We start from the raw sequence: 25,764 nt of genomic DNA, 5'->3' as shown, positions 1-25,764 counted from the left end.
CCCCGTCTAACACGGCCGGGTCCGAATCCTCCTGACCCCTTCGTGGACCATCCAGGATAGAGTCCGCACCGCCCATGTCCTCCGCCCCGCCTGGCCCCATTCCCACGCACACGGTTCTCGGCAGCCGTGCGCAAGCGGACCGGCTCGCCGCGCAGCAGTTCCACCTGGTGCTGCTGGATACCGAACGTGCGGGCACCGTCTTCCCACTCGGCGGGGAGGTGCTGCGCATCGGCAAGGCGCCCGAGAACGACGTCGTCATCGAGCACCCCACGGTGAGCCGCAACCACCTGCTGGTGCGCCGCCAGGGGGACCGCTTCCTCGTGCAGGACCTGGGCTCCACCAACGGCACCTTCCTGGACGGGGCCCAGGTGCGCGAGGCGTACCTGCGCCCGGGCGCCCTGCTGGAGGTGGGCGACGTGCGCCTGCGCTTCAGCCCCCAGGTGGCCCCCGTCCACGTGGACCCGTCCTCGGAGGACCGGCTGGGGGACCTGGTGGGCCGCAGCGTGCCCATGCGGCAGATCTTCACCCTGCTCCAGCGCATCGCCACCACGGACTCCACCATCCTGCTGGTGGGCGAGACGGGCGCGGGCAAGGGCGCCGCGGCCAAGGCCATCCACAAGCTGTCGCCCCGGGCCGCCGGGCCGCTCATCGTCTTCGATTGCGCCTCCGTCTCCGACTCGCTCATCGAGAGCGAGCTGTTCGGCCACGAGAAGGGCGCCTTCACCGGCGCGGTGAGCCAGCGCATCGGCTGCCTGGAGCGGGCCAACGGCGGCACGCTCTTCCTGGACGAAATCGACGACCTGGCCATGGACCTGCAGCCCAAGCTGCTGCGGGCCATCGAGGACCGGGAGTTCCGCCGCCTGGGCGCCTCCACGCCCATCTCCTTCGATGCGCGCATCGTCGTGGCGAGCAAGAAGGATCTGTGGGCGGAGACCCAGGCGAGCCGCTTCCGGGAGGACCTCTACTTCCGGCTGTCCGTCTTCACCGTGAGCCTGCCGGCCCTGCGGGACCGGAAGGAGGACATCCCCCTCTTGGTGGACGCGTTCGCGGGCGAGGGGCTGTGGGGCCGGCTCCCGGAGAAGGTGCGGGAGCAGTTCATGGGGCACACGTGGCCGGGCAACGTGCGCGAGCTGCGAAACGCGCTGGAGCGGGCGCGCCACATGGCGGACATCCCCGAGCTGGCCGGGGACGGGCTCCTGCGGGAGTTCACCCGCGAGCCCCCGGCCACCGCGGGCGAGGCGCTGCCGGTGGAGTTCACGGGCCCCTTCAAGACGTGCAAGGACGAGCTGGTGCGCGCCTTCGAGCGCGAATACCTCACCCGGCTGCTGGGACGTACAAAGGGCAACATTGCGAAGGCCGCCCGGGAAGCAGAATTGGACCGGAAGCACCTGTACTCACTCCTGCACAAGTACGGTCTGGTACAGAGCGAGGAGGACTGACTTCGCGGTCCTCTGGAGGTGGACACACCGTATGAAGCGCTCTTCCCGTCTGCTGGCCACGCTGTGCGTGGGTGTTCTGTCGCTTCACATGTCCGGATGCTTCGGCAAGTTCTCGCTGACGCGGGCCATGTGGGAGTTCAACAAGAACGTCTCGGACAACAAGTTCGCCCAGTGGGGCGTGTTCCTGGTGATGGCGATCGTCCCCGTGTACGCCATTGGCACCCTGGTGGACGCACTGGTCATCAACAGCATCGAGTTCTGGACCGGGGAGAACCCCGTGGCGAACGCGGACGGCACGCCGGGCACCACGCGCGTGGTGCGGCTGGGGCCCAGCGAGACGCTGCGGCTGTCGCGCGATGCGGCCTCGGGCGTGATGAAGGTGGAGCTGGAGCGCGAGGGCCAGGCCCCGCTGGTGCGCTACTTCGAGCCGCTGGAAGACGGCATCGCCGTGCGCGACGACGCGGGCGCGCTGCTGCTCCAGGCGCGCGAGCAGACCGGAGGCGCCGTGGCGGTGACGGACGCGGCCGGGCAGACGATGGCGCTGCACTCGGCCGAGGCCGTGGCCCAGGCGCGGCAGGTGCTCCTCAACGAGGGCGCCGTGGGCCTGGCGCACTACGCCCAGAACCAGCTCGCCCCGCTGGGCCAGGGCCTGGCGCTCTGCACGAGCCAGCCGTAGCGCTCCGTCCGGAGGGAGGCTCCCCGCGAGGGCCTCCCTCTCCGGGACACGCGCCGCCTCCGGCTAAGAGGCGCGCGCGCCGTTGAGCTTCTGGATGATGCCCAGGGCCTCGGTGACGTGCCGGGCCGCGTTGAGCTGCGAGTTGAACACGTGCTGCACGGTGCCGCCGCGGTCGATGACATACGTCACCCGGCCCGGAATCAGCCCCAGCGTGCTCGGCACGCCGTACTGCTTGCGCACCTTGCCGCCCTCGTCGCTCACCAGGGTGAACGGCAGCCGGTGCTTCGCGGCGAAGGCCTTGTGGGAGTCCGCCGACTGCGAGCTGATGCCCACCACCTCGGCGCCCGCGTCCTTGAAGGCCTCGTAGGAGTCGCGGAAGGAGCACGCCTCCTGGGTGCAGCCCGGCGTATCGTCCTTCGGGTAGAAATAGAGGACCACGGCCGACTTCTGGAGCAAGTCATTCAGGCTCACCGCCGTGCCGTCCTGCTTCGGCAGCGTGAAGCCCGGAGCCTTGTCGCCCACCTTGATGCCCACGGAACACTCCTGACGCTCAGCGTCCGCGCGCTCGCTACGGGCGCGCCCCCGGCATTATCCCCTCGAACGCCTCGCCCGCCAACAAACGCCTGACCTCCGCGGCGCTCCCGCAGGCGAGTGCCTGCCGCACCAGCGCCCGGCACTCGCCCACGTGGCAGGCGCGCAGGGCCTGCTTCACGCCGGCGATGGACGGCACGCTCATGCTCAGCTCATTCACCCCCAGCCCCACGAGCAGCGGCACCGCCAGCGCCTCGCCGGCCAGCTCTCCGCAGATGCCCACCCACCGGCCTCGCGCGTGCGCCTCCTCGGTCACCCGCGCCACCATCTGCAACAGGGCCGGGTGGAGCGCGTCGGACAGGTGCGCCAGCTGCTCATTGCCCCGCTCGGCGGCGAAGAGGTACTGCGTCAAATCGTTGGTCCCCAACGAAAAGAAGTGAGCCTCGGCCGCCAGGTGCCGCACGAGGAGCACCGCGGAGGGGACTTCGATCATCAGGCCCACCTCCACGTGCCGGGCCGAGGGGAACGGCCGGGCGGCCTCCTCCCAGAGCGCCCGGGCCTCGCGCCACTCCTCGCGCGTGGCCACCATGGGAAACATCACCCGGATGGGGGCATCCACCGCGGCCCGGGCAATGGCCCGGAGCTGGGAGGAGAACAGCTCCCGGTTCGACAGGCAGAAGCGCAGGCCACGCACCCCGAGGAAGGGGTTCGCCTCCGGCCCCACGCCGAGGTAGGGCAGCGGCTTATCCCCGCCGATGTCGAGCGTGCGGATGATCAACGGACGCCCATCGAGCGCCCGCGCCGCCTCGCGGTACGCCTCGTACTGCTCGTCCTCGTCCGGGGCGGAGGTGCGCTGGAGGAAGAGAAACTCGGTGCGGAACAAGCCCACCCCTTCCGCCCCGGCCTCGACGGCAGCCTCGACTTCGGCCACCCGGCCAATGTTGGCGGCCACCTCCACGCGGTGGCCATCCCGCGTCAGCGCCGCCTGGGCGCGAAGCTGATGGGCCAGCCTCCGGGACTTCTGCTCCACGCGCGCCCGGTCCTCGTACTCCGCCAGCAGGGCCGCATCGGGCCGGATACACACGCGCGCCGCCGTGGCATCCACGAGCAGGGTGTCGCCGTCACGGACCTGCAGCAGCCTCTCGCCCACGCCAAACACGGCGGGAATCCCGAGCGAGCGGGCCAGGATGGCGGCATGGCTGTTGGCCGTGCCCCGCGCCGCGCACAGCCCCTGGACCCGGTGGACATCCAGGCGGGCGATCTCCGAGGGCACGAAGTCCAGCGCGGCCAGAATGCCGGCGGGGGGCTCGGCCGGGGCGGCCCGGGAGACTCCCGTCAGGGCCGCGAAGACCTGGCGGCCCACGTCCCGGATGTCCGCGATGCGGGAGCGCAGGTACTCATCCGGCAGGGTCTCGTAGCGCAGCGCCACCCCCTCCACGGCCGCCTTCCACGCCGAGACGGCCCCCTCGGCCCCCCGGAGGATGCGCTCGTGAAGCCACTGGAGCAGCTCGGAGTCCTCGAGCACCAGCAGGTGGGCATCGAAGATCTCCACCGTCTGGTGGTCCGCGCGCAGGGCCAGGGCGGCGCGCGTCGCCATCAGCTCGTCGCGCACGAACTGGATGGCCTTTTGCAACCGCTCCCACTCCTGGGAAGGCGAGCCCATGGCGCCCCCGTCCCCCCCGTCCACCTCCGGCTGGAGCACGACGGCGGGGCCCACGGCAATGCCCGGGGAGATGAGCACCCCGGGCAGCCAGGTGGTGACGGACGCCTCGGACGCCAGCAGCGGGCCCACCGCGGGCGCGGCGGAGACCCGCGAGGCGGAGGCATCGCCGAAGTGGGTCTCCACCAGCAGACGCAGCGCCTCCAGCGCATGCGCCCCATCCACTCCGCTGGCGATGAACTCGACTTCATGGCCCTGCTGCACGCCCAGCGTCATCACCGCGCTGATGCTCCGGGCATCCACCTCCTTGCTCTGGGTGGTGAGGTTGCGCAGCTGGATGGCCGCCGAGAAGGACGCCACCGCCTGCACCAGGCGCGCGGCCGGCCGCGCGTGCAACCCCAGGGGGTTGAGCACGGCCATGCGCAGGGTCACCTCGGGCTCCCCCAGCGGCCGGGGGGAGGCAAGGGCCTCGGACACCGCCGGGCCGCCCACCTGCCCCTGCTTCGCCAGCAGGGCCATGCCGGCCTCCTCGGCCACCCGTCCCAGCGGGTTGCCCAGACGCGCCTGGACCGCCGCCACCACCGCCCCCTCCACCAGCGGCGCGCTGCACAGCAGCACGCGCTCCCGGTGGTCCGGAGGCAACAGATCCACCGCCAGCTCCGCGTTCATCACGGCGCTGCCGAGGTCCATCAACACCAGCACGCCCGCCTCCGAGTAGATGCTCTCGATGGCGTTCATCACCCGGAGGGCATCGGTCCCCAGGGGGGCACCCGGGGCGTCCGTCCCCCCGGCGGTGGCGATCCGGACACTGGGCCCTGCCATCTCGCGCGCGAGCTCCGCGACGCCTTCGGCGAGCTGCCGGCTGTGCGAGACAATGACCAATCCCACCAGGGGCGAACTGTCGCTGCGATCCGTCACACCCACGTCCTTGCGGCACATTCCATCAACAGGTGGGCCGAGGTGGCACCGGGATCCGGATGGCCCACGCTCCGCGGTCCCAGGTAGCTGGCGCGTCCCTTGCGCGCCTCCATCGCCGTGGTGGCATCCCGGCCTTTCCGGGCGGCCTCCTCGGCCCGGCGCAGGGCCTCCGGCAGAGACGCCTGCTGATTCAGCGCCAGCCGGAGCGCATCCTGGGCGGGCTTCAGCGCGTCGATCATCGTCTTGTCTCCCGGGGCCGCCTTCCCCCGGGCGATGATGCCCTCCAGGCCTGCCCGGAACGCGGCCTCCAGATCTTCAGGCGCCAGCTCGCGCTTGCCCTGGGCCCTCATGGCCATCTGCAGGAACAGCGTTCCGTAGAGCGGACCGCTGGTCCCCCCCACGGTGGACAGCAGCGTCATGCCCACCAGCTTGAACAGGGCGGCCAGGTCCCCTTCGGCCACGGTGGGCAGGCGGGACACCACCGCCTGGAACCCCCGGTGCATGTTCGTCCCGTGGTCCCCATCGCCAATGGCCATGTCGAGCTGCGTGAGGGCCTGCTCATGCTCGGCGATGGCGGCCGCGTACGCCCGGATCCACTGCTCTGCCGCCTCGCGGGTCACCGCCATCGTCATGCCCCCCAGCGCAGCGCGGGCGTCTTCACCGGCGCATCCCAGAGCTGGAGCAACTCCCCATCCAGCTTCAGCAAGGTGACGGAGCACCCCGCCATCTCCAGCGAGGTGACATACGGGCCCACGAGGCTGCGGGCGATGCGGATGCCCTTGCCCTCCAGGATGCGGGCCACCTCGGCGAACATGATGTACAGCTCGAGCAGGGGCGTGCCGCCCATGCCGTTCACGAAGGCCAGCACCTCATCCCCGGACCGGAAGGGCAGGTCCCCCAGGATGGGCTCCACCAGCATCACGGCCACCTCGGCGGCGGACGCATGCTTCATCCGGCGGCGGCCCGGCTCGCCGTGAATGCCGATGCCGATCTCCATCTCGTCCTCGCCGAGTTCGAAGGTGGGCTTGCCCGCCTGGGGCACCGTGCACGAGGTGAGCGCCATGCCCATGCTGCGGCTCCGGGCATTCACCGTGCGCGCCACCTCGGCCACCGCCTTCAAGGGCCGCCGCTGCTCGGCCGCGGCCCCGGCGATCTTCTCCACCAGCACCGTGGCCCCCACGCCGCGCCGCCCGGCGGTGTAGAGGCTGTCCTGCACCGCCACATCGTCGTTGATGAGGACCTGCTCCACCTCGATGCCCTCCGCGCGGACCAGCTCGGCGGCCATCTCGAAGTTCAGGCAGTCCCCGGTGTAGTTCTTGATGAGGTGCAGCACGCCCGCGCCGCCGTTGACCGCATGGCTGGCCGCGAGCATCTGGTCCGGCGTGGGCGAGGTGAACACCGGCCCGGGACAGGCCGCATCCAACATGCCCGCCCCCACGAAGCCGCCGTGCAGGGGCTCATGCCCGGAGCCACCGCCGGAGACGATCCCCACCTTGCCCTGCACCGGCGCGTCCCGGCGCACGAGATACGGCGGCTCGGCGTTCACCCTCAACAGGTCCGCGTGCGCGGCGGCCATGCCCCGCAGCGCCTCGGCCACCACGTTCTGCGGCTGGTTGATCAGCTTTTTCAGAGGACACCCCCGGCTCGGCCGGGAATGTTCCGCTGAATTCCCGGCGGAGTCCACACCGCCTTACGGGCGGCTGACGGTCAGCACCAGCTTGCCGCGCCCGCTCAGCCCCCCTTGTCGAAGTAGACGCCCCTCACCCAGCGCGCGCCGGTGAAGGACGTGCGCGCATGGAGCATCCGCCAGTTGTCATAGATGAGGAAGTCGCCGGACTGGAGGAGGAACCGGTACTGGTGGCGCTCGTCGCGCACCAGCTTGGCGAAGCGGTTGTAGGCCCGGTACCACGCCTCCATCTCCGCGAAGGGCCGCCGGTGCGGCGCCAGCGTGAAGTAGCTGTAGCGGACCCGGAAGCCCCCCGGCGCGTCGAAGTCGAGGATGGGCGAGACGAGCACCCGCTCGAAGGACTTCTGCTTGCGGTGGAACGTCACCGGCACCGTGCGCAGCAAGTCGAACGCCGGCCGGTCCAGCGCGGCCAGGTACCGGGCCGCGGCGAGCGCATCCACCACCGCGTTGGCCCCGCCCGTCTCCGCGGGCCGCTGCGAGTGCAGCAGCTGATAGCGCGGAGGGCGCTCCAGGAAGGGCTGGTCGGTGTGGAGCTGGACGGCGCTGTCGGTGTAGCCGAGCTGGTCCGTGTTGCGGTTCGTCGTGTTGTCGGTGCGCAGGTCCTCGATGCGGCCGAAGTGGGTCTCGATGACGGACAGGCCCTGCTGGCCAATCGTCTCGATGAGGGCCTCGGTGTCCGTCCCATAGCCCCGGACGATGAGCAGCCCTTGCTGCTCCAGGGCGCGCAGAATCGTGGGCCCGAGCGGCTCCTTCAGGCGCGCGAAGTCCACCGTCACCGCCTCGCTGTTGGACGGAGGCGCCGCGGGCGCCTCCTGGTCGGCCGCATAGGCATGCGCCCGGAGCCACTCGGTGGCGTAGCGGCTCACCTTGCCGTCGGAGCGGCCCCCCCAGTCGATGTCGAGCGCATCCGCCCCCTCGGCGATGCGCACGCTGCACGGCTCGGGGTCGAGCGGCAGCTCGGACGAACAGACGATGCGCTCCTGGGTGAGCGGGTGCCGGTCGAGCTCGGAGTTGTGCCTCAGCCAGAACCAGTGGAAGTCGGCGTGGCGGGGGCTCTCGCCCGGAGCGAAGTGGACGCGCAGGAACGCCTCATGCGGCTCAACGCGGGTGATGGGCATGGCCCCGAGCAGAGACTCAGGCGCTGCCTCCCGTCAACCACGTCTCCAGCGCCCGGGCCACCTCGCGGGCGTCCGAGGGCCGCCCCGAGGGCGACACGGACAGGCACTGGCGCACCACGCGCGCGAGCTCCGGGGGCACGTCGCGGTGATTGCGCGGGTCCGGAGGCGGGGCCGACAGGCGCTCGAAGGCGGCCTTGAGGGACGTCGCCTGGGCGAACGCGGGCTGCCCCACCAGCATCTCGAAGAGCAGCAGCCCCACCGCGTAGAGGTCCGTGCGCGCATCCACCTTGCCCTCGGTGAGCTGCTCGGGCGCCATGTACTGCGGGGTGCCCACCACGCCGTGAATGCGCGTGAGCCCCTCCTCGTTCGAGTCCTCCAGCGCGCGCGCGATGCCGAAGTCCGTCAGCACCACCCGGCCGCCGCGCTCCACCAGCACGTTGGCCGGCTTCAGGTCCCGGTGGGCCACCGACGCCTGGTGCGCGGCCCCCAGCCCGGAGCACACCTCCACCGCCAGCCGCGCCGCGCGCACCGGGGAGAGCACACCCTCGCGTGCCAGCAGGGTCCTCAGGTCCTCCCCCTCCACGAACTCCATCGTCAGGAAGGAGCGCCCCTCGTGGCTGCCCAGCTCGAACACGCGGGCCACGTTGAGATGGCAGATGCGCCGCGCCAGCTTCGCCTCCCGGCGGAAGCGCTCCTGCGCCACGGGGCTCAGCGGGCCCGTGGCCTCCAGCACCTTCAGCGCCACGGACTGGCCGCACAGCTCATCCCACGCCTGGTACACCGTCCCCATCCCGCCCCGGCCAATCACCCGCCGCAACGCGTACCGCTCGGCGAAGAGCCCCTTCTCCAGCGGACGGCTCTCGGACGGGCCCCCCACATTCAACGTGGGCAAGTCCTGAGAACCACTGGAGTTTCCTTGCAGGCCCCACGGCGTCCACCCAGCTGAAGCATGCGTGCCAGTTCGAGCGGTTGCGTTCATATTGTATTTTTCTATGCCCTCTGGACGCGTAAAGGACAACAGAAAAGTGAATTTACCGGAATTTCAGGGTGCGAGAGGCGCCTGGGTCACCCACGCCTTCACCTGCTGCTCCAGCACGGGCAAGGGCAGCGCGCCCGCGCGCAGCACCACCTCGTGGAAGGCGCGCACATCGAAGCGGGCGCCCAGCTCGCGGGTGGCGAAGGCACGCAGCTCCTGGATCTTCAGCTCGCCCAGCTTGTAGCAAAGGGCCTGGCCGGGATTGACGATGTAGCGGTCCACCTCGACGGTGAGATCGTGCTCGGGCTCGCCGGAGTGCTCCCGGAAGAACGCGAGGGCCTGCTCGCGGCTCCAGCCCTGGGAGTGAAGCCCCGTGTCCACCACCAGCCGGATGGAGCGCAGCATCTCCGAGGCCAGCCGGCCAAACTTCGCATAGGGGTCCCGGTAGGCGCCCAGCTCGGCACCGAGCGACTCGGCATAGAGGCCCCAGCCCTCGATGAACGCCCCGTAGTAGCCGTGGCGGCGGAACGCGGGCACCCCGCCCTGCTCCTGCGCGAGGGCAATCTGGAAGTGGTGCCCCGGCACGGTCTCGTGCAGCACCAGCGCGTCCACCATCCACGTGGACCGGGAGGGCAAGTCATAGGTGTTGACGAAGAAGTACCCGGCGCGGCCCGCCTCCAGCGAGCCCGGCATGTAGTAGCCGGCGGACATCGTCTTCTCCGAGTACCCGGGGATGGGCAGCACACCGTAGGGCAGGCGCGGGAGGACGCGGAACAGCTTGGGCAGCTCGGGATCCAGGCGCTTGGTTAGGTCCCGGTACGTCATCAACAGCTCCTCCTTCGAGCGGAAGGAGAAGCGCGGGTCCTTGAGCAGGAACTGGGAGAACTGCGCCAGGGAGCCCTGGAAGCCCGCCTCGGCCTTCACCTTCTCCATCTCCGCGCGGATGCGCCTCACCTCGGCCAGGCCCAGCTGGTGAATCGCCTCGGGCGTCAGGTCCGTGGTGGTCAGCTCCTTGACCCGGTAGGCGTACCAGGCGGCCCCGTCCGGCAGCGCGGACATGGCGATCGACTCCCGCGCCCGCGGGGCGTACTCGGTCTCGAAGAAGACGAGCAGCTTCCGGTAGGCGGGCACCACCGCCTCGCGCAGGGCCGTGGCCACCTCGGCGCGCAGCGAGGCCTCCTCCGCCTTCAAGGACGGCGGAAAGCCCTCGAAGAGGGCCCGGTAGATGGGGCTCTGCTCGGGGGCCTCGACGATCTGGTTGCGGATGAGGCCCGCCACATCGCGCAGCGTCACCTTCGGGGGCGTCACCCCGGTCTCCAGCCCCTTGCGCATCAGCGCGAGGGACTGATCCACCATCACCGGCACCGCGCGCAGGCGCTTCACGAAGTCCTGGAAGTCCTTCACCGTGCGCTTGGGCGTGCCCTGCGCCAGCTCCGCCATCTGGTTGTGGACGCCGCCGAGCTGGCTGATCTGCAGGTACTCCTCGGGAAAGCGTTGGCCTTCGAGGCCGCTCTCCACATCCTGGCGGAAGAGCTCGTAGTTGAGGCGCTGTGCGGGCGACAGGCGCGAGCGGTCAATTCCCTTCACCCGCTCGAGCAGCTCCCGCTGCGCCTGCTTGCGGCGGGCGATGGCCTCGAAGGACTCGTCCGTCAGCCGGTCGTTGTAACGGGGATCTCCCACGAACGTGGCGAGCGTAGGGTACTCACGCAGGTTCTTCTCCCAGTCCTCCGCCAGGAGGGCGATGAAGCGCGCATCCTCGGGGGTCGAGGCCTCAGCGGAGGACGGACGGACTGCGGAAGAAGGGGTACAGGCCGAAGCCAGCCACCCCACCACCACCAACGTAAGCCGGGCGTTCATGGGCGCCGAGTCTTTCAGGTAAAACCCCCGGCATGAACCTGGAACTCACGGGCAAGGCGGCACTCGTCACCGGCAGCAGCCGAGGCATCGGGCGCGCCATCGCGTTCGCGCTGGCACGGGAGGGGGCACGGCTGTGCCTGAGCGCCCGGAACGCGGAGCCCCTGGAACAGACGGCCGCGGAGCTCCGGGCGGAAGGCGCCCAGGTCACCACCGCCGTGGGGGACGTGGCCACGCCCGAGGGGGCCCGGGCCGCGGTGGATGCCACGGTCCACGCGTTCGGCACCGTGGACATCCTCGTCAACAACGTGGGGGGCAGCGGCGGCGCGGGCTCCTTCGAGCACGCCACCGCGGCCCAGTGGACGGACGTGCTGGACCGCAACCTCCTGGCCGCCGTGTGGTGCAGCCAGCGCGCCGTGGAGACCATGCGCGAGCGGGGCGGCTGCATCGTGCACATCAACTCCATCTACGGCCGGGAGTACGCCACCAGCGCGCCCTACACCGCCGCCAAGGCGGGACTCACCGCCCTGACCAAGGAGATGGCCATCGACCTGGCGCGCTACCGCATCCGCGTGAACGGCGTGGCCCCGGGCTCCATCCTCTTTCCGGGCGGAAGCTGGGACCGGCGCCAGAAGGCCCAGCCCGAGAAGGTGGAGAAGCTGCTCCGGGAGGAGATGCCCTGGGGCCGCTTCGGAACGCCCGAGGAGGTGGCGGACGTCGTCACCTTCCTGTGCTCGGAGCGCGCGCGCTGGGTGACCGGGGCCACCCTGCCCGTGGACGGAGGCCAGGGCCGCGCCTTCTGATCAGCGCCCCACGGGGGACGCCACCAGCATCTGCGCGAGCAGCCCTTCCTTCTGGTTCTCCGGAATGAGGATCAGCTTCGCGGAGCCCTCCTGGAGCCGCTGCAGCTCCAGGATCTCGAACATCGCCGAGGCGACCTCCGGATCGTGGGAGATGCGCTGCAGGGCCTCGCCCACGATGCGCGGGCGCAGGGCCGCCGCCTTGGCGAACTCGATGGCCGCCCGGCGGTCGGCGGAGCTGGTAAGGATGCTCACCTGGTTGGCACCATCCTGGCGGATGGCCGACGTCACCTGCCGCAGCCGGTTCACGACCTTCTCTTCGATCTGGTGGATCATCCCCTGGTCGCGGAAGTGCACCTTGCGGATGTAGACCGAGCCCAGCTGGTAGCCATAGGCATGCGACATGGGGGAGACCTCGGCGCGCACCGTGCGGCTCATCTCGTGCCGGTTCTCCATCATCCGGGCGAGCTTCATGTTGGACAGGCAGCGCACCGTGGCGTTGCTCACGTTGGAGGCCAGCGACCCCCGGGGGTCCGCGTTCTCGAACAGGTACTTGAGGGGATCCGAGATGGACATCTCGTACCAGATGCCGATCCCCATGGGCGCGCCCTCCTCGGAGTTCACCGGCTGGCTGCGCAGGTACTGCTGGTCCGTGCGCAGATCAATCACCTGGCAGCGCCCAAACCAGTTCACCAGCAGCGCCTTCCACCCGAGCCGGGGCAACAGGAAGTGCAGGCCGGGCTCATCCAGCACCGCCACCACCTGGCCCAGCAGCACATAGACCCGGCAGGTGCGCTCCTCCACGATCGCGTAGAGCCCCAGCATCCGGCAGACCCCCAGCAGCATGGGGACGCCCATCAGCATCACCAGGAACCCCAGGACCGCGCCCACGACGAAGCCGCTCATGGCTTCACCCCCATCACCACCTGGCTGGCCTTGGAGAAGAGGCCAAGGCGGATGTTGCGCAGGTAGGCCTCCAGGGCTCCGGGGCCGCTCTGCTTGAGCAGGGAGAGCTGGGCGGACATGGCCACCAGCGGCTCCACCTCCGCCTGGGCCTTCAGGGTCTCCAGCTCCACCGCCCGGTGCGATTGGACGATCTTCTGGTCCGCCGCGGCCTGCGCCAGGCTGATGTCGGAGGAGACATGGTTGTGCGCGGTGTTGATGGCCGCGAGCGCGGAGTCCACCTCAGGGGGCGGATCAATGCCGGTGATGAGCGAGGCATCCAGCACGATGCCATAGCGCGACAGACTGCCCCGGCTCTCCCGGAGCATGTGCTCGTTGAGGTCGCGCATGTTCTTGCGCAAGTCATTGATGGAGACGCCGGACACGGCCATCGCCTCGACCGCCTGCACCGTGCCCTCCTCGGCCACCGGGGGCGGGGCCTCGAAGCTGGCGATGCGCTCGCGCAGGATGGAGATGAAGTAGCCCATCACGTGCGCGATGGGGTTCTTCACGGCGAACAGGTAGGCGTAGAGGTTCTGCTCCGAGACGCGGTAACGGATCTGCCCGGTGAGCCCGGTGTTGAGCTGGTCCTTCGTCACCGCCTCCAGCACCGTGCCGCCCTCGTTGGCATCGGAGGACTCGGGATCATAGGCCATGTTGAGCGTCTGGGTGGCCACCGAGACCTTGACCACCCGTTCCCAGGGCCACTTGAAGTACGGGCCCCCGGGCGGAATCACTTCCACCCGCGGGTAGACGTAGCGGTCCTCGTCCGCGCGGGCCAGCCCCTCGCTGACGGGCCCGGTCTTCGTCGTGGGCTCACCGGCCAGACGCACGGCGCGGCCGAACCGGACCTTCACCGCCCGCTCGCTCTGGTCCACGCTGAAGAAACCGGTGAGGACACACCGCACCGCGAACCAGGCCAATGCGCCTGCGAAAAGACCGGCGCCCAGACCCGCGAGCTCCAGCCCCAAGGCTTGAAAGATTCCCATCACCCACTCCTCGAACGTTGCCAGGAATGGGAGACCTTAGACGTTCCACCCCGAAGCTCAATCCTCGGCGAGCGATCTCTCGGCGAGCCTCTTCGCCGCCTGCAAGAACTCGTCACTGAGCGGCGTGCCCCGGACGGCCCGGGCCAGCGAGAGCGCGCCGTACATCAGCGCAATCAGTCCGACCGCTTTCTCCCTGCGCCCGCTCCCCTCGCTGAGCAGCTCGCTCAACGACTTCACGAACCCGGCCAGCTCGGCTTCCAGGGCGCTCAGGTACGGCTCCCCTTCCCGGGAAGCCTCGGGCACGGTGTTGGGCAGCAGACATCCTGGCTCCGCGTTGTCCCGGTGGGTGCGCGAGAGGTAGCGGCCCAGCACGCTCATCACCCGCTCCCGGGGCGACTCGCCCTTGGCGGTCGCGAGCAGCTTGTTCCACATGATGCTCGCCGAGCTGCGAATGGTGGCGGCGAAGAGGTCCTCCTTCGAGTCGAAGTGGTTGTAGAAGCCGCCCACCGTGAGGCCCGCGCCCTTCATGACGTCGCTCACCGAGCTGGCCCGGATGCCACGCTCGCGCAGGAGCGCCGCGGCGGAGGCAAGAATGGCCTCCCGGGACTTCAGCTTCTGCTCCGTCTTCTGGTTCATGCTCAGAGCCGTTCCAGAATGGTGGCGATGCCCTGGCCGCCCCCGATGCACATGGTGATGAGCGCGGTCTGCTTGCCGGTGCGCTCCAGCTCATCGAGCGCCGTCCCGAACAGCATGGCCCCCGTGGCGCCCAGCGGATGCCCCAGGGCGATGGAGCCACCATTCACGTTCACCCGGTCCGGATCGATGTTCAGCGCGCGAATGGTCTGCAGCACCACGCCGGAGAAGGCCTCGTTGATTTCCCACAGGTCGATGTCCGCCGCCTGCATGCCCGCGATGCGCAGGGCCTTCTGGCTCACGGGCGCCGGGGCGGTGAGCATCAGGACGGGCTCGGTGCCCAGGGTGGTCATCGCCCGGATGCGGGCCCGCGGCCGGATGCCCTTCTCGCGGACGTACCGCTCGGAGGCGAGCACCACGGCGGCGGCCCCATCGACGATGCCGCTCGAATTGCCAGCGGTGTGCAGGTGGTGAAGGGTCTTGGCACGTGGGTACACGGCGAGCGCGAGCTGGTCCAGCGTCTCCCCCTTGGGCCCCACCGCCGTCTCGCCCAGGGCGGCGAACGCGGGCTTCAGGGCGGCCAGGCCCGCGGCGGTGGTATCGGGCCGGGGGAACTCATCGCGCTCGAGCATCACGGCCCCGGTGAACGGGTCCTTCACGGCGAAGAGCGACTGGGAGAAGCGGCCCTCTTCGATGGCCCGGGCGGCGTTCTGCTGGGAGCGGAGCGCCACGGCGTCCAGCTCCTCGCGCGAGAAGCCCTCGAGCGTGGCGATGAGGTCGGCGCTGATGCCCTGGGGAACCTGGAAGAGGCGCTCCCGGAGGTGCTTGTTGTCCCCATCCTGGCCTCCGCCATCCGCGCCCATGGGCACGCGCGACATGCTCTCGACGCCCCCGGCGACGGCGAGATCCATCGTCCCCGAGCCCACCCCCATGGCGCCAAAGTGAATCGCCTGCAGGCCCGAGCCGCAGAAGCGGTTGAGGGAGACGGCGGACACTTCCTGGGGCCAGCCCGCGGCCAGCACGGCGTTCCGGGCGAGGTTGGCGCCCTGCTCGCCCACCTGCGACACGATGCCCACCATCACGTCATCCACATTCCGTGCGTCGAAGCGGTCCCGCACCTGAAGGGCGGTCAACACCTGCGCGAAAAGCGCCTGGGGGTGAATCCCGGACAGCGCTCCCTTGCCCGCCTTGCCGCGGCCTCGCGGGGTGCGCACGGCGTCGATGACGTAGCTGCTTGGCATGCACGGCTCCTTTGATTACGGCCATAATATGTCGGCCGGAATCACTGGAGTCAAGCCAAGCGGGCACCGGGGAAGCGCACCGTCACCGCCGCTCCCCCGGCTGCCCCTCCTCTAGAGACGCTTCGCGTGGAAAGCCCTGGAGGAACTACTCCTGCGACTGGCCGCCACCGCTGTTCTCCCCGCCCTTGCGGCCCGCCTCACGGGCAAGCTCCGGGTCCTGCGAGAAGCTGCGCTTCTCCGCGGGCACGCTCTCCCCGCCCTTGCGGCCCGCCTCGCGGGCAAGCTCCGGGTCCTGCGAGAAGCTGCGCTTCTCCGCGGGCACGCTCTCCCCGCCCTTGGAAGCGATCTCACGCTGCCGCTCTTCGTCCATCGCGGCAAAACCACGATTCGAACCACCCTGATTCTGAGCCATGTGCGTTCTCCTCTTTGGGGTTTTCGCCAGCCGCGTACCGGCTGGCAACTCCACGATGGGCTCTCGAAACCTGGGCAGCACCTGTCCTCGAGGACAAAGTCTTACAATCCATGAGGTCGCCCGTTGTCCTACCTACCTCTCCCGTCGGATGGCATGGGCGCGCCCCTCCCGGCGCTTCCGGCGCCGGGGCTCACCGCCCTCGCCCGCCAGGAGGCCCGCATGCGACCGGAAGACTTCTCCCAGCGCCTGGCAGACCTTCACCACCGGTGAGAAGGCGCGGTTGTCACCGTGGTAGAGGCAGTAGACGTCCTCCGCCAGTTCCTGCGGCGGAGGAATCAGACGGACAAGCCCGGAATCGCCATCACCCAGCCAGCAGGGCAAGAGCGAGACCCCATGGCCGGAGCGCACGGCCTGGTAGCGCAAGAATACGTCCGAGAGCCGCAGGGCCACCGGCCGCCCCGCCGCCCAGTCGTCGAGAAACCCGGACTGTGACGGCCTCCGCTCGGTCTTCGGCAACCCGATGATGGACGGGTGAGCAGGGGCTTGCGTGGGCGCATAGATGGAGAAGCGCAGCGTCGCGAGCTTGCGCGAGACCAGGTCGCCATCCACGGGCAACCGGCGCATGCGGATGGCCACGTCCGCCTCGCGGCGGGCCAGGTTGAGCGGCTCCTTCGTGGACGAGAGGGCGATGGGAATGCCGCCTGTCCTCGCCATCAACTCCGGCAGGAATTGCGTTAGGAAGAAGGCCACCGAGCCCGTCGCGGTGATGCGGACCGGATCGCGCTCACCCGCCAGGAGCCCACCGAGGCGCCGCTCCACCGCATCCGCAGTGCCGCGCATGGGCGATGCCACGCGCTGCACCTCCCGCCCCGCCTCGGTCAATTCCATCCGGTTCGACACCCGGTCGAAGAGGCGCACGCCCGCGTCCTGCTCCAGCGCGCGGAGCCTGCGCCCCACCGTGGGCTGGCTCATCTGGAGCTGCCGGGCCGCGGCGCTGAGCGAGCCAGTCTCCGCCACTGCCAGGAAGACGCGCAGGTCATCCCAGTTGGACAGGCGCTGGCTCATCGGGACGGCGGCTGGAGCCTCTCCAGCGCCAGGTGTTGCAGGAGCATGATGGTCTTTCCATCGATGATGGCTCCACGGCCAATCATCGCGAGGGCCTCCGCCAGCGGCATTTCGAGCACCTCGATGTCCTCCCCTTCGCCTGCGTCCCCTCCACCCGTGTTGAGCCGGTCCGCGGGCGAGTAATCCGCCAGGAAGAACGCCAGACGCTCCGTCACGCTGCCCGGGCTCATGAAGACATCGAAGATGCGGCGCGCGTTGCGGATGCGATAGCCCGTCTCCTCCTCGGCCTCCCGGCAGATGCACGTCTCCGGCTCATCCTTGTCGAGCAGCCCCGCACACACCTCGATGAGCGGCTCCCGGTGCCCTGTCACGTAGGCCGGGTAGCGGAACTGGCGGATGAGCAGCACCGTGCCCCGCCCCGCGTCATACGGGAGCACGGCCGCGCCATGGCCCCGGTCATACGTCTGCCGCACCAGGGTCTGCCACGTCCCGTCGCGGCGCCGGTAGTCGAGCACGGTCTTCTTCAGGATGGCCCAATCGTCCGAGAGAACCTGAACGGATTGGATGCGAATCTCGGGTTCAGCCATGGAGTGTCTCCAGGAGCATGCGTCTGGCGAGGAGAATGCGCCCCGCGCCCCGGCGCCGCATATGGCCAGGAATGAATAGCAGCTATTCGATGATGATTGACCCAAGAATCACATCCGGGCAAATCGCGGCCTGGCCATGCCCAAATCCGAGAAAACCGAGTTCGACATCATCCTCTGGGGCGCCACCGGGTTCACCGGACGCCTCGTCGCCGAGTACCTCTCCAAGACCCAGGACACCCACGGCGCCACGTGGGCGCTGGCGGGCCGGGACCGCACCCGGCTGGAGCAGGTCCGCGCGTCGCTGGGCGCCCTCAATGCCTCGAGCGCCAACCTCCCCATCGTCCTCGCGGACGCCCGGAACGCCGCCTCGCTGGACGCGATGGTGGCGCGCACGCGCGTGGTCATCTCCACCGTGGGCCCCTACGCCCGCCATGGCAACGAGCTGGTGGCGGCCTGTGCCCGAAGCGGCACGGACTACTGTGACCTGACCGGCGAGGTGCACTGGATGCGCCGGATGATCGACGCGCACCACGAGGAGGCCCAGAAGAGCGGCGCGCGCATCGTCCACACGTGTGGCTTCGACTCCATCCCCTCGGACCTGGGCGTGCTGATGCTCCAGGAGGCCATGAAGGAACGCCACGGCACGCACTGCCACCGCGTGAACTACTACATGACGCGCATGCGCGGCGGCATCAGCGGGGGCACCCTGGCGAGCATGATGCAGATGATGGAGGAGATGGCGGCGGACCCCTCCGTCCGCCGGGTGATGGGCAATCCCCACGCCCTGGACCCGGAGCCCCGGCGGGGCACCCGCGAGGAGCGCGACCAGATGGGCGTGCGCTACAGCGCGGAGCTGGGCCGGTGGACGGCCCCCTTCCTGATGGCCTCCGTCAACACGCGCGTGGTCCGCCGCTCCAATGCCCTGCTCGGCTACCCCTGGGGCCGGGACTTCTTCTACGCGGAGTCCTCCAGCTTCGCCCCCGGCGTGAAGGGGCTGCTCACCGCCGCGGGCATGACGGCGGGAATGGGCGCCTTCATGGCGGCGGCGAGCATCACCCCGGTGCGGCGCCTGCTCGAGCAGCGCGTCCTGCCGGGCCCGGGCGAGGGCCCCTCCGCCGAGGCGCGCGAGAACGGCTTCTTCGAGGTGCGGCTGCGCGGCGAGGGCACCTCCCCGAAGGGCGGCACGCTCCGCCTGGAGGGCAAGGTGGCCTCCCAGGGCGACCCGGGCTACGCGGCGACGGCCCGGATGCTCTCCCAGTCCGCCCTGTGCCTGGCCTTCGACACGCCCGCCACCGGGGGCGGTGTGCTCACCCCCGCCTCCAGCATGGGCTCCACGCTCATCGAGCGGCTGCGAAAGGCCGGGATGACGTTCGAAGTCACCGAACGCCCCCCAGCGGCCTGATTCCGTCGCGGATAGTCTGAGCCCAAACGGACTTGGAGTGAAGCTCCAGACGTGGGAACACCAGTTGCAGTAGACTTCCGCGCGCAGCACCTCTTCCGAGGCCCCACATGAGCGTCCGGTCAGCACAGGCACAGGCGGCAATCATCGCGAGAACGACGGGAACGCCGGCCCGGACACCCGCAGCCAAGGAGGAGGTCCGCAAGGAGCCCGCGAAGCCCGGCTCGGGCAAGGGCTCCACGGGCGGCGCCGCCGCGGGCAAGTCCGCGGGCAGCAGCAAGGGCGCAGGGGCCCAGGGTCTTCAGAACCAGGATGGCATGGAGTCGGGCGGCTCCGTCGGGGCACAGGCCGGGGGTGGCGCGGGCTCGCTGGACAAGCGCGAGGCCCAGGGCCAAGGCCGGGGCCGGTTCGACATGCTCCAGGGCGAGTCCACCCACTCCAAGCCGGTTCCCCAGGGCCCCGCGCGCGAGCAGCCCGCTCCAGCCGCGCCCGAGCTGCCCCGCGAGAGGAAGGCCGCGGAGGACCGGGAGCACTCCAATGCCGCGCGCCAGGCCCTGGAGGGCCGCGCGAAGCTCCAGGCCGCCCTGGCCCAGCGCATCCAGGCCGGCATGCAGGATGTCCTGGGCCGGTTGACCAAGTTCATCAAGAGCCCCGGCCGCCTGGGCGTCGTCAACCTGACCCTGGTGCTCAGCGAGAGCGCCATCACCTATGAGCTCTGGAAGGAGCCCAGCTCCGTCCCTGCCCGCCGCGAGCGCATGGCCCTGACGCTGGGGTTCTCCCCGGCGACGGACAATGCCACCCTGCTCCAGGAGCTGATGAACATCGTCCACCAGGCCTTCGTGGACTACCAAGCCAGCCGTCCCGGCAAGGAGACCCGGGCCCAGTACGAGGAAGTGCTCAAAGCCTACGACAAGGCGAACGTGCTGCCCATCGTGCCCGGTCACGACACGGGCCCCATGCTGGCCGAGCTGGCCGGGCTGAAGATGACCGCCCCCGAGAGCTTCTCGCGCTCGCTGCTGGTGGACCCGCTGCTGCTGGCCGTGGGGCTCAACCCCGATGAGGGCTCGGACACCCAGATCATGGTCGCCGGGCTGAACGTGGCCCAGCTCGGCACGCTCGTGGCCCACATGCGCCGCCTCAACCCCCGCCTGACCAACAAGCAGGTGCGGCAGATCCTCCTCAACGCCTCCACGGACCTGAAGACCATGGGCCGCAAGCTCATGGGGAACATGGAAGTGGAGCAGGTGCAGCACATGGCCCGCCAGCTCCTGAAGCTCCAGGCGGTCGAGCAGCTCTACGTCTGAGGCCTCGTGCCCCTGGTGGCTCCCGTCACCAGGGGACGGCCGGGCGCTCCCGGCCTCCCCTCCCGGCACATCCCCTCCATTCGCCTGTCTTTTCGCACCCTTCCGCCGCCGTGGCGGGAAGGAGAGGCGGAGCGCCGTGCCCTGTGCGAAAAGACCCTGCCGATGACTGCGGTCACCGGTTCCTGCAGTTCCTACCGGAGGTAGCTCGTTGAGACGAACGTTCTTCTTCGCCAGCGCGGGTGTCGCCGCCCTCCTCTCCACCGCGTGCGCGACCACGGCCCAGGAGGGCCGCCCCGCCATGAGCAGCAGCCCATCCGAATCGAAAGCCCAGGAGACCAACCCCCTGCTGGCCTCCTGGACCGGCCCCTACGGCGGAGTCCCAGCCTTTGACCGCTTCGCCGTCTCGCAGTTCCGGTCCGGCCTGGAAGAGGCGATGGAGGCCAACCGCCGGGAGATCGCCGCCATCACGGCCAACACGCAGGCCCCCACCTTCGAGAACACCCTGGCCGCGATGGAGGACTCCGGGCGGACGCTCAACGACGTCGGCACCGTCTTCGGCGTCTGGGCCTCGACGCTCAACAGCCCCGAGTTCCAGGTCATCGAGCGGGAGATGGCCCCCAAGCTCGCGGCCTTCTCGGATGAAATCTACCAGAACGAGAAGCTCTTCCAGCGCATCGAGGCCGTGTACACCTCGCCGGACAAGGCGAAGCTGAACCCCGAGCAGCAGCGCCTCGCGTGGTACTACTACACGAACTTCGTGCGCTCGGGCGCCAAGCTCGACGCCACCGCCAAGAAGCGCCTGGCGGACATCAACCAGCGCCTCGCCACGCTCTACACCTCCTTCAGCCAGAACGTGCTGGCCGACGAAGAGGGCTACGCCGTCATCCTGGAGACGGAGGCGGACCTGGCGGGCCTGTCCAGCTCCATCCGGGATGCCGCGGCGGCCGCCGCCGAGGCGCGGGGCCAGAAGGGCAAGTGGGCCATCACCAACACGCGCTCCTCCATGGAGCCGTTCCTCACCTACTCGACCCGCCGGGACCTGCGCGAGAAGGTCTGGCGCAACTACGTCAACCGCGGGGACAACGGGGACACGCGCGACAACAACGCGCTCATCACGGAGATCCTCCAGCTGCGCGCCGAGCGCGCCAAGCTGCTTGGGTACCCGACGCATGCGCACTGGCGGCTCGAGAACGCCATGGCCAAGACGCCGGAGCGCGCCACGGCCCTGATGGAGGCCGTGTGGCCCGCGGCCGTCGCCCGCGTCCGCGAGGAAGTGGCCGACATGCAGGCCATCGCCAACAAAGAGGGCACCAAGCTGAAGATCGCCCCCTGGGACTACCGCTTCTACGCGGAGAAGGTCCGCAAGGCGAAGTACGACCTCGACGAGAACGAGGTGAAGCCCTACCTCCAGTTGGAGAAGCTGCGCGAGGGCATGTTCTGGGTGGCCGGGGAGTTGTTTGGCTTCACCTTCTCGCCCGTAAGCGATGTGCCCGTCTACCACCCGGACGTGCGCGTCTGGGAGGTGAAGGACAAGGCCAGCGGCAAGCACGTGGGGCTCTGGTACTTCGATCCCTACGCCCGCGCCGGGAAGCGCTCGGGGGCGTGGATGAACGCCTACCGCAACCAGGAGCGGTTCAAGGGCGATATCACCACCATCGTCTCGAACAACTCCAACTTCCTGAAGGGCAACCCCGGCGAGCCTGTCCTCATCAGCTGGGAAGATGCCTCCACCCTGTTCCACGAGTTTGGCCACGCGCTGCACGGGCTGAGCTCCAACGTCACCTACCCGTCGCTGTCCGGCACGTCCGTGGCGCGCGACTACGTGGAGTTCCCCTCCCAGCTCCTGGAGCACTGGCTGTCCACGCCCGAGGTGCTCAACCGCTACGCCCTGCACTACCAGACGGGCAAGCCCATCCCGCCCGAGCTGGTGGCGAAGATCGACAAGGCCTCCACCTTCAACCAGGGCTTCGCCACGGTGGAGTACCTGTCGAGCGCGCTGGTGGACATGAAGCTGCACACGGCCGGTGACCAGAAGATCGATCCCGACGCATTCGAGCGCGACACACTGAAGAAGCTCGGCATGCCCGAGGAAATCGTCATGCGGCACCGCACGCCCCAGTTCGGCCACATCTTCTCGGGCGACGGGTACTCGGCCGGCTACTACAGCTACCTCTGGTCCGACACCCTCACGGCCGACGCGTACGAGGCCTTCACGCAGGGCAAGGGGCCGTATGATTCGGACGTGGCCGCGCGGCTGCGGAAGAACGTCTTCTCGGCCGGAAACACCGTGGATCCGGCGGAGGCCTACCGGGCCTTCCGGGGCAAGGACGCGGGCATCCAAGCGCTGATGCGCAAGCGCGGCTTCCCGGTTCCCAAGTAGCGCACGCGCCGGTGGCAGGCTGCGGCAAGGTCCGCGGCCTGTCACTGGGCCTGGAAGGGGATTGCTTTTGGCCTCTGAGCGCGGGCACGCTCCTGCAAGTCATTGCAGGTTCATGGGGGTTTTCGTCATGCAGCTCAGCAGGTCAGCTCTGGCATTGGCAGGATTGCTTTCCCTCAACGCCCAAGCTGGAACGTGGTCCCCCACGTCGCCAGCACCCATGCCCTATGCAGCCGAGGCCATCCTGCGGCTCAGTGGCACGGGGGAGGCCATGACCATCTGGGCGGGATTCGTGCAGCGCTACAATCCCTACACGGACACGTGGCGAATCACGAGTCCCATGTGTTCTCCCGGAATGTGCAACATCCCCATGCTCACCGAGTTTCCCTCAGGGAAGGTGCTTGCCATCTCGAGGGCCCCTGGCCGGATGGGTGGGGAGGTGAGACTGAGCACCTACAACCCAGAGACGGATCAGTGGGCCTACCTGACGCAAGGCTTCAAGGTCTACCGCATGGATCCGGCCATCACGTTGCTCCCCTCGGGCCGGGCCCTCGCGACGGGGGGCTATAACTACTCGAGCATCCCGCCGGAGGCCACAGCCCTGTCGAGCATGGAGGAGTTCGATCCCGTCACGGAGACGTGGACCCTGCTGCCAGGACAGATGGTGACGGCCCGGAGTTCTCATAGCGCGACGGTGCTCTACTCGGGCAAGGTCCTGGTCACCGGGGGCTACACGTCGGACTTTCAGCCCATCGCCTCGGCCGAGCTGTACGATCCTTCCACGGGAACCTGGACGGCGGCAGGTACGCTGTCACACCCCCGGGGCCGTCATCAGGCGATCCGGCTCGGTTCGGGCCACGTGATGGTCTTGAGCGGTCAGGACAACTCCACCCAGACCGCCGTGGACATCTACGATCCGTACAATCAGCGCTGGTACGCGGGCCCCGCCCTTCCCTTCGCGCAGCCGTCCAGCGCGACGCTGCTCACCACCAACGAAGTGCTGGTCACGAACAACAGTGGTCAGGCGGCGCTGTACTCGCCCTCCCAGAATGCCTGGCGGTTGGAGCCCTCCTCCTCCCCTTCTTCCTATTTTTTGAGGCCTGCGGTCCTGCTCTACACGGGCCAGGTGCTCTTCATGCCTGGCGGCCAACCCGGCGCGGAGCGCTACACGCGCTGAGCGGCAAGCCTGACGAAGAAGGAGCCTCGCCATGGAGTGGGCCATCGACGCGCTACACACCGTGCCCCTGGGGCACGCCGCAGGGCTCTTTCTCCTCCTGAACGTGGGCATATGCGCCCTGGCGGTCGTGCTGGGCGAGGGGCTGGTGCAGCGCTTCGCCCACCGCCGCGTGGCCCCCGAGGCGCTGGCCCTCCAACCCCAGGAGCTCGTGCTCGCGGGGGTGTGCGTGCTGCTCAACAGCGCCGTCACCTTCGTGGGCCTCCTGCTGTGGCGGCAGGGCTGGATCCGCTTCCGGCTCGATACGGGCCCGCGCGTGCTCGTGGACCTGGTGGTGCTCGTGGGGGTGATGGACCTGGCCATGTACTGGATGCACCGCGTGGCCCACTCGCGGTGGCTCTACGGCTGGCTGCACGCGGCCCATCACCGCTACACGCGGGCCCGGCCGCTCACGCTCTTCGTGATGAATCCCCTGGAAGTGCTGGGCTTCGGCGCCCTGTGGCTGGCCCTGTGCGTGGCGTACGAGGCCTCCTGGCTCGCCATGATGCTCTACCTGGTCTTCAACACCGTCTGGGGTGCGCTGGGCCACCTCGGGGTGGAGCCCTTTCCGGACGGCTGGGTGCGCTGGCCCGGCGCCCGGGCCGTGGCCACCACCACGTTCCATGCCCGGCACCACCTGGACCTGGCGCACCACTACGGCTTCTACACCGTGGTGTGGGACCGGCTCTTCGGCACGCTGGCGCCGGACTATGAGGCCTCGTTCGCCCGGCCCCAACCGGCTGGGGTCAGTCCACCTGAGCATGCGCCCAGGAGATGGCCTCGCGCAGTTGCTCCAGGCTCTTGTAGCGCACCAGGTACATCTCATCCCCCAGGTTGACCCGGTAGGCGGGCGGCGTCTCCCCGAAGAGGATGAGGTTCTCTCCAAGCCGGGAGATGAGCTCCTCTCGTGACAGGCGGTAGTGGCGGTTGGCGTGGCGGCGGGTGATGTGGCCCGCGTGGTAGTGCGCCTCGATGCGCACCCCGTCCATCGTCTCTCCGGTGAGCATCCTCGCCCAGAGCCGGTACACGTCCACGTCGCAGGCGTAGTTCATGGTGTCCGTCATCGTGGCCCCGGGCGGCCGCAGGTTCGCCTCCAGCACCAGGAAGCGGCCATCCTCGCCCCGGAAGAACTCCAGGTGGAACCAGCGCTCGCGCAGTCCCAGCGCCGCCAGCGTCTTGCGCCCGATGGCCTCCAGTTCCTGCGGCATCTCGCGCAGCGTCCAGAACGCCGAGTCCCGCACCTCGTTGACCACCTCCATGATGCCGTCGAGGTACTGGTGGCTGATGGCGAAGACCACGCGGCCCTGGGGATCCACGAAGCCGTCGTAGGTGAAGATCTGCCCCCTCACGAAGTTCTGCACCACGGCATCCGCGAGCGGCTGGATGATCGTGGCGTCCACCTCCGCGTCAGACGACAGCTTGAAGGTTCGCACCGCCCCCACGCCCACGTCCGGCTTGATAACGACGGGGTAGCCCGCGCGTTGGGCAAAGGCCTTCACCTGCGGACCATCCACCGCGCGCTCGCACAGCGGATGCGGGATGTTCGCCGAGCGGAAGACCTGGGCCATGCCGAACTTGGTGCGCAAGCGGGCAATGTCCGGGGGACGCAAGCCGGGAACGTTGAAGTGCTCGCGCAGGGTGGCCTCCACCGCGAGCCAGCTCTCGTTGAGCGACTCGATGCGGTGCACGAGGCCGTGCTTCCAGGTGAAGTAGCCCACCGCGCGCAGCACCGCATCCGTGTCGGTGAGGTTGGGCGTGTAGAAATACTCCTGCAGCGCGTCACGCAACTCCGGACGCAGGCTGTCGTAGGGGGCATCCCCAATGCCGAGCACCTTGAACCCTTGCTCCCGTAGCGCCTGAACGAAGAGATAGAAATGCGGCGGGAACTGGGGGGAGACGAAGACGAAATTCATGGCGCGCGAGCATACCCCTCCGGTTGCGCC

The 25,764-nt window shown here is 69.3% G+C and carries 23 protein-coding genes; 8 read left to right on the top strand and 15 right to left on the bottom strand.

Translation table 11 applies throughout. The annotated features are described in order from the left end of the window. The first annotated feature begins 74 nt into the window (after window positions 1-74). Window positions 75-1,439 carry a sigma 54-interacting transcriptional regulator gene (locus tag KY661_RS09555; RefSeq protein ID WP_075004439.1) on the top strand — a complete coding sequence of 455 codons (1,365 nt, stop codon included), beginning with the start codon at window positions 75-77 and terminating at the stop codon, window positions 1,437-1,439. 31 nt (window positions 1,440-1,470) lie between these two features. Next, window positions 1,471-2,115 (top strand): DUF3332 domain-containing protein, encoded by a 645-nt coding sequence (locus KY661_RS09550; RefSeq protein WP_225409914.1) that lies wholly within the window; start codon window positions 1,471-1,473, stop codon window positions 2,113-2,115. A gap of 63 nt (window positions 2,116-2,178) precedes the next feature. Here KY661_RS09550 and KY661_RS09545 read toward each other — a convergent pair whose 3' ends face one another. The 7 genes from KY661_RS09545 to KY661_RS09515 all read right to left on the bottom strand — a co-directional run bounded on the left by KY661_RS09545 (window position 2,179) and on the right by KY661_RS09515 (window position 10,862). Further along, a complete protein-coding gene (locus KY661_RS09545) occupies window positions 2,179-2,649 on the bottom strand; it encodes a peroxiredoxin (protein WP_225409913.1) in 471 nt (156 codons plus the stop codon). A gap of 34 nt (window positions 2,650-2,683) precedes the next feature. Continuing rightward, window positions 2,684-5,224: a phosphoenolpyruvate--protein phosphotransferase gene (ptsP, locus tag KY661_RS09540; RefSeq protein WP_225409912.1), complete on the bottom strand. Its 2,541-nt coding sequence runs from the start codon at window positions 5,222-5,224 to the stop codon at window positions 2,684-2,686. Then, window positions 5,221-5,856 (bottom strand): dihydroxyacetone kinase subunit DhaL, encoded by a 636-nt coding sequence (dhaL, locus tag KY661_RS09535; RefSeq protein WP_225409911.1) that lies wholly within the window; start codon window positions 5,854-5,856, stop codon window positions 5,221-5,223. Before dhaL ends, ptsP begins: the two co-directional genes overlap by 4 nt. Continuing rightward, on the bottom strand, window positions 5,853-6,908 hold the full coding sequence (dhaK, locus tag KY661_RS09530; RefSeq protein ID WP_225409910.1) for a dihydroxyacetone kinase subunit DhaK: 1,056 nt from the start codon (window positions 6,906-6,908) through the stop codon (window positions 5,853-5,855). The genes dhaL and dhaK overlap by 4 nt, the downstream gene beginning before the upstream one ends. A gap of 47 nt (window positions 6,909-6,955) precedes the next feature. Beyond that, the gene (locus KY661_RS09525) at window positions 6,956-8,029 is read right to left on the bottom strand and encodes a TauD/TfdA family dioxygenase (RefSeq protein ID WP_225409909.1); all 1,074 of its coding nucleotides are present in this window, start codon (window positions 8,027-8,029) and stop codon (window positions 6,956-6,958) included. A 16-nt stretch (window positions 8,030-8,045) separates the two neighbouring features. Further along, window positions 8,046-8,921 carry a serine/threonine-protein kinase gene (locus tag KY661_RS09520; protein WP_225409908.1) on the bottom strand — a complete coding sequence of 292 codons (876 nt, stop codon included), beginning with the start codon at window positions 8,919-8,921 and terminating at the stop codon, window positions 8,046-8,048. Window positions 8,922-9,071: 150 nt separating this feature from the next. Continuing rightward, window positions 9,072-10,862 (bottom strand): DUF885 domain-containing protein, encoded by a 1,791-nt coding sequence (locus KY661_RS09515; protein ID WP_225409907.1) that lies wholly within the window; start codon window positions 10,860-10,862, stop codon window positions 9,072-9,074. Between the two features lie 32 nt (window positions 10,863-10,894). Between KY661_RS09515 and KY661_RS09510 the strand changes: the two genes are divergently transcribed. Beyond that, window positions 10,895-11,662, top strand: coding sequence for an SDR family NAD(P)-dependent oxidoreductase (locus KY661_RS09510; RefSeq protein WP_225409906.1), 768 nt, complete (start codon window positions 10,895-10,897; stop codon window positions 11,660-11,662). Here the strand turns inward: KY661_RS09510 and KY661_RS09505 are convergent, their stop codons facing one another. The 7 genes from KY661_RS09505 to KY661_RS09470 all read right to left on the bottom strand — a co-directional run bounded on the left by KY661_RS09505 (window position 11,663) and on the right by KY661_RS09470 (window position 17,528). Continuing rightward, window positions 11,663-12,565, bottom strand: coding sequence for an SPFH domain-containing protein (locus KY661_RS09505; RefSeq protein ID WP_075004432.1), 903 nt, complete (start codon window positions 12,563-12,565; stop codon window positions 11,663-11,665). Beyond that, window positions 12,562-13,590: an SPFH domain-containing protein gene (locus KY661_RS09500; RefSeq protein ID WP_225409905.1), complete on the bottom strand. Its 1,029-nt coding sequence runs from the start codon at window positions 13,588-13,590 to the stop codon at window positions 12,562-12,564. The genes KY661_RS09505 and KY661_RS09500 overlap by 4 nt, the downstream gene beginning before the upstream one ends. A 57-nt stretch (window positions 13,591-13,647) precedes the next feature. Beyond that, window positions 13,648-14,226 carry a TetR/AcrR family transcriptional regulator gene (locus KY661_RS09495; protein WP_075004430.1) on the bottom strand — a complete coding sequence of 193 codons (579 nt, stop codon included), beginning with the start codon at window positions 14,224-14,226 and terminating at the stop codon, window positions 13,648-13,650. Window positions 14,227-14,228: 2 nt separating this feature from the next. Continuing rightward, window positions 14,229-15,464: an acetyl-CoA C-acetyltransferase gene (locus tag KY661_RS09490; protein WP_225409904.1), complete on the bottom strand. Its 1,236-nt coding sequence runs from the start codon at window positions 15,462-15,464 to the stop codon at window positions 14,229-14,231. 145 nt (window positions 15,465-15,609) lie between these two features. Then, window positions 15,610-15,876: a con-10 family general stress protein gene (locus KY661_RS37535; RefSeq protein ID WP_317987239.1), complete on the bottom strand. Its 267-nt coding sequence runs from the start codon at window positions 15,874-15,876 to the stop codon at window positions 15,610-15,612. Between the two features lie 132 nt (window positions 15,877-16,008). Next, a complete protein-coding gene (locus KY661_RS09475; protein WP_225409903.1) occupies window positions 16,009-16,941 on the bottom strand; it encodes a LysR family transcriptional regulator in 933 nt (310 codons plus the stop codon). Further along, complete coding sequence (locus tag KY661_RS09470) at window positions 16,938-17,528, bottom strand: NUDIX domain-containing protein (RefSeq protein WP_225409902.1); 591 nt, start codon at window positions 17,526-17,528, stop codon at window positions 16,938-16,940. Before KY661_RS09470 ends, KY661_RS09475 begins: the two co-directional genes overlap by 4 nt. Before the next feature lie 136 nt (window positions 17,529-17,664). Between KY661_RS09470 and KY661_RS09465 the strand changes: the two genes are divergently transcribed. The 5 genes from KY661_RS09465 (at window position 17,665) to KY661_RS09445 (ending at window position 24,659) form a co-directional block, all read left to right on the top strand. Then, window positions 17,665-18,930 carry a saccharopine dehydrogenase family protein gene (locus tag KY661_RS09465; protein WP_225409901.1) on the top strand — a complete coding sequence of 422 codons (1,266 nt, stop codon included), beginning with the start codon at window positions 17,665-17,667 and terminating at the stop codon, window positions 18,928-18,930. 107 nt (window positions 18,931-19,037) lie between these two features. Further along, on the top strand, window positions 19,038-20,231 hold the full coding sequence (locus tag KY661_RS09460) for a hypothetical protein (protein WP_225409900.1): 1,194 nt from the start codon (window positions 19,038-19,040) through the stop codon (window positions 20,229-20,231). Window positions 20,232-20,529: 298 nt separating this feature from the next. After that, a complete protein-coding gene (locus tag KY661_RS09455) occupies window positions 20,530-22,611 on the top strand; it encodes a M3 family metallopeptidase (protein ID WP_225410120.1) in 2,082 nt (693 codons plus the stop codon). A 436-nt stretch (window positions 22,612-23,047) separates the two neighbouring features. Continuing rightward, window positions 23,048-23,785: a Kelch repeat-containing protein gene (locus tag KY661_RS09450; RefSeq protein WP_225409899.1), complete on the top strand. Its 738-nt coding sequence runs from the start codon at window positions 23,048-23,050 to the stop codon at window positions 23,783-23,785. A 31-nt stretch (window positions 23,786-23,816) separates the two neighbouring features. Then, window positions 23,817-24,659: a sterol desaturase family protein gene (locus tag KY661_RS09445; protein WP_225409898.1), complete on the top strand. Its 843-nt coding sequence runs from the start codon at window positions 23,817-23,819 to the stop codon at window positions 24,657-24,659. On the opposite strand, the gene KY661_RS09440 is transcribed toward KY661_RS09445, so the two are convergent. Next, entirely contained in the window at window positions 24,568-25,734 is a 1,167-nt protein-coding gene (locus KY661_RS09440; RefSeq protein ID WP_225409897.1) for an ATP-grasp domain-containing protein, read from the bottom strand. The genes KY661_RS09445 and KY661_RS09440 overlap by 92 nt on opposite strands. Window positions 25,735-25,764 lie beyond the last annotated feature (30 nt).

Source organism: Allostigmatella hybrida (genome assembly GCF_020103775.1).
Classification (GTDB): domain Bacteria; phylum Myxococcota; class Myxococcia; order Myxococcales; family Myxococcaceae; genus Hyalangium; species Hyalangium aurantiaca.
This window is presented reverse-complemented; position numbering and strand designations above follow the sequence as displayed.

What these genes read in the sequence shown, in the direction of transcription:
- KY661_RS09460 (WP_225409900.1), top strand. Translation starts at nt 19,038, where the DNA reads ATGAGCGTCCGGTCAGCACAGGCACAGGCGGCAATCATCGCGAGAACG.
- KY661_RS09525 (WP_225409909.1), bottom strand. Translation starts at nt 8,029, where the DNA reads ATGCCCATCACCCGCGTTGAGCCGCATGAGGCGTTCCTGCGCGTCCAC.
- KY661_RS09440 (WP_225409897.1), bottom strand. Translation starts at nt 25,734, where the DNA reads ATGAATTTCGTCTTCGTCTCCCCCCAGTTCCCGCCGCATTTCTATCTC.
- KY661_RS09505 (WP_075004432.1), bottom strand. Translation starts at nt 12,565, where the DNA reads ATGAGCGGCTTCGTCGTGGGCGCGGTCCTGGGGTTCCTGGTGATGCTG.
- KY661_RS09470 (WP_225409902.1), bottom strand. Translation starts at nt 17,528, where the DNA reads ATGGCTGAACCCGAGATTCGCATCCAATCCGTTCAGGTTCTCTCGGAC.
- KY661_RS09445 (WP_225409898.1), top strand. Translation starts at nt 23,817, where the DNA reads ATGGAGTGGGCCATCGACGCGCTACACACCGTGCCCCTGGGGCACGCC.
- KY661_RS09475 (WP_225409903.1), bottom strand. Translation starts at nt 16,941, where the DNA reads ATGAGCCAGCGCCTGTCCAACTGGGATGACCTGCGCGTCTTCCTGGCA.
- KY661_RS09555 (WP_075004439.1), top strand. Translation starts at nt 75, where the DNA reads ATGTCCTCCGCCCCGCCTGGCCCCATTCCCACGCACACGGTTCTCGGC.
- KY661_RS37535 (WP_317987239.1), bottom strand. Translation starts at nt 15,876, where the DNA reads ATGGCTCAGAATCAGGGTGGTTCGAATCGTGGTTTTGCCGCGATGGAC.
- KY661_RS09510 (WP_225409906.1), top strand. Translation starts at nt 10,895, where the DNA reads ATGAACCTGGAACTCACGGGCAAGGCGGCACTCGTCACCGGCAGCAGC.
- KY661_RS09495 (WP_075004430.1), bottom strand. Translation starts at nt 14,226, where the DNA reads ATGAACCAGAAGACGGAGCAGAAGCTGAAGTCCCGGGAGGCCATTCTT.
- KY661_RS09490 (WP_225409904.1), bottom strand. Translation starts at nt 15,464, where the DNA reads ATGCCAAGCAGCTACGTCATCGACGCCGTGCGCACCCCGCGAGGCCGC.
- KY661_RS09465 (WP_225409901.1), top strand. Translation starts at nt 17,665, where the DNA reads ATGCCCAAATCCGAGAAAACCGAGTTCGACATCATCCTCTGGGGCGCC.
- KY661_RS09455 (WP_225410120.1), top strand. Translation starts at nt 20,530, where the DNA reads ATGAGCAGCAGCCCATCCGAATCGAAAGCCCAGGAGACCAACCCCCTG.
- dhaL (WP_225409911.1), bottom strand. Translation starts at nt 5,856, where the DNA reads ATGACGATGGCGGTGACCCGCGAGGCGGCAGAGCAGTGGATCCGGGCG.
- KY661_RS09500 (WP_225409905.1), bottom strand. Translation starts at nt 13,590, where the DNA reads ATGGGAATCTTTCAAGCCTTGGGGCTGGAGCTCGCGGGTCTGGGCGCC.
- KY661_RS09550 (WP_225409914.1), top strand. Translation starts at nt 1,471, where the DNA reads ATGAAGCGCTCTTCCCGTCTGCTGGCCACGCTGTGCGTGGGTGTTCTG.
- KY661_RS09515 (WP_225409907.1), bottom strand. Translation starts at nt 10,862, where the DNA reads ATGAACGCCCGGCTTACGTTGGTGGTGGTGGGGTGGCTGGCTTCGGCC.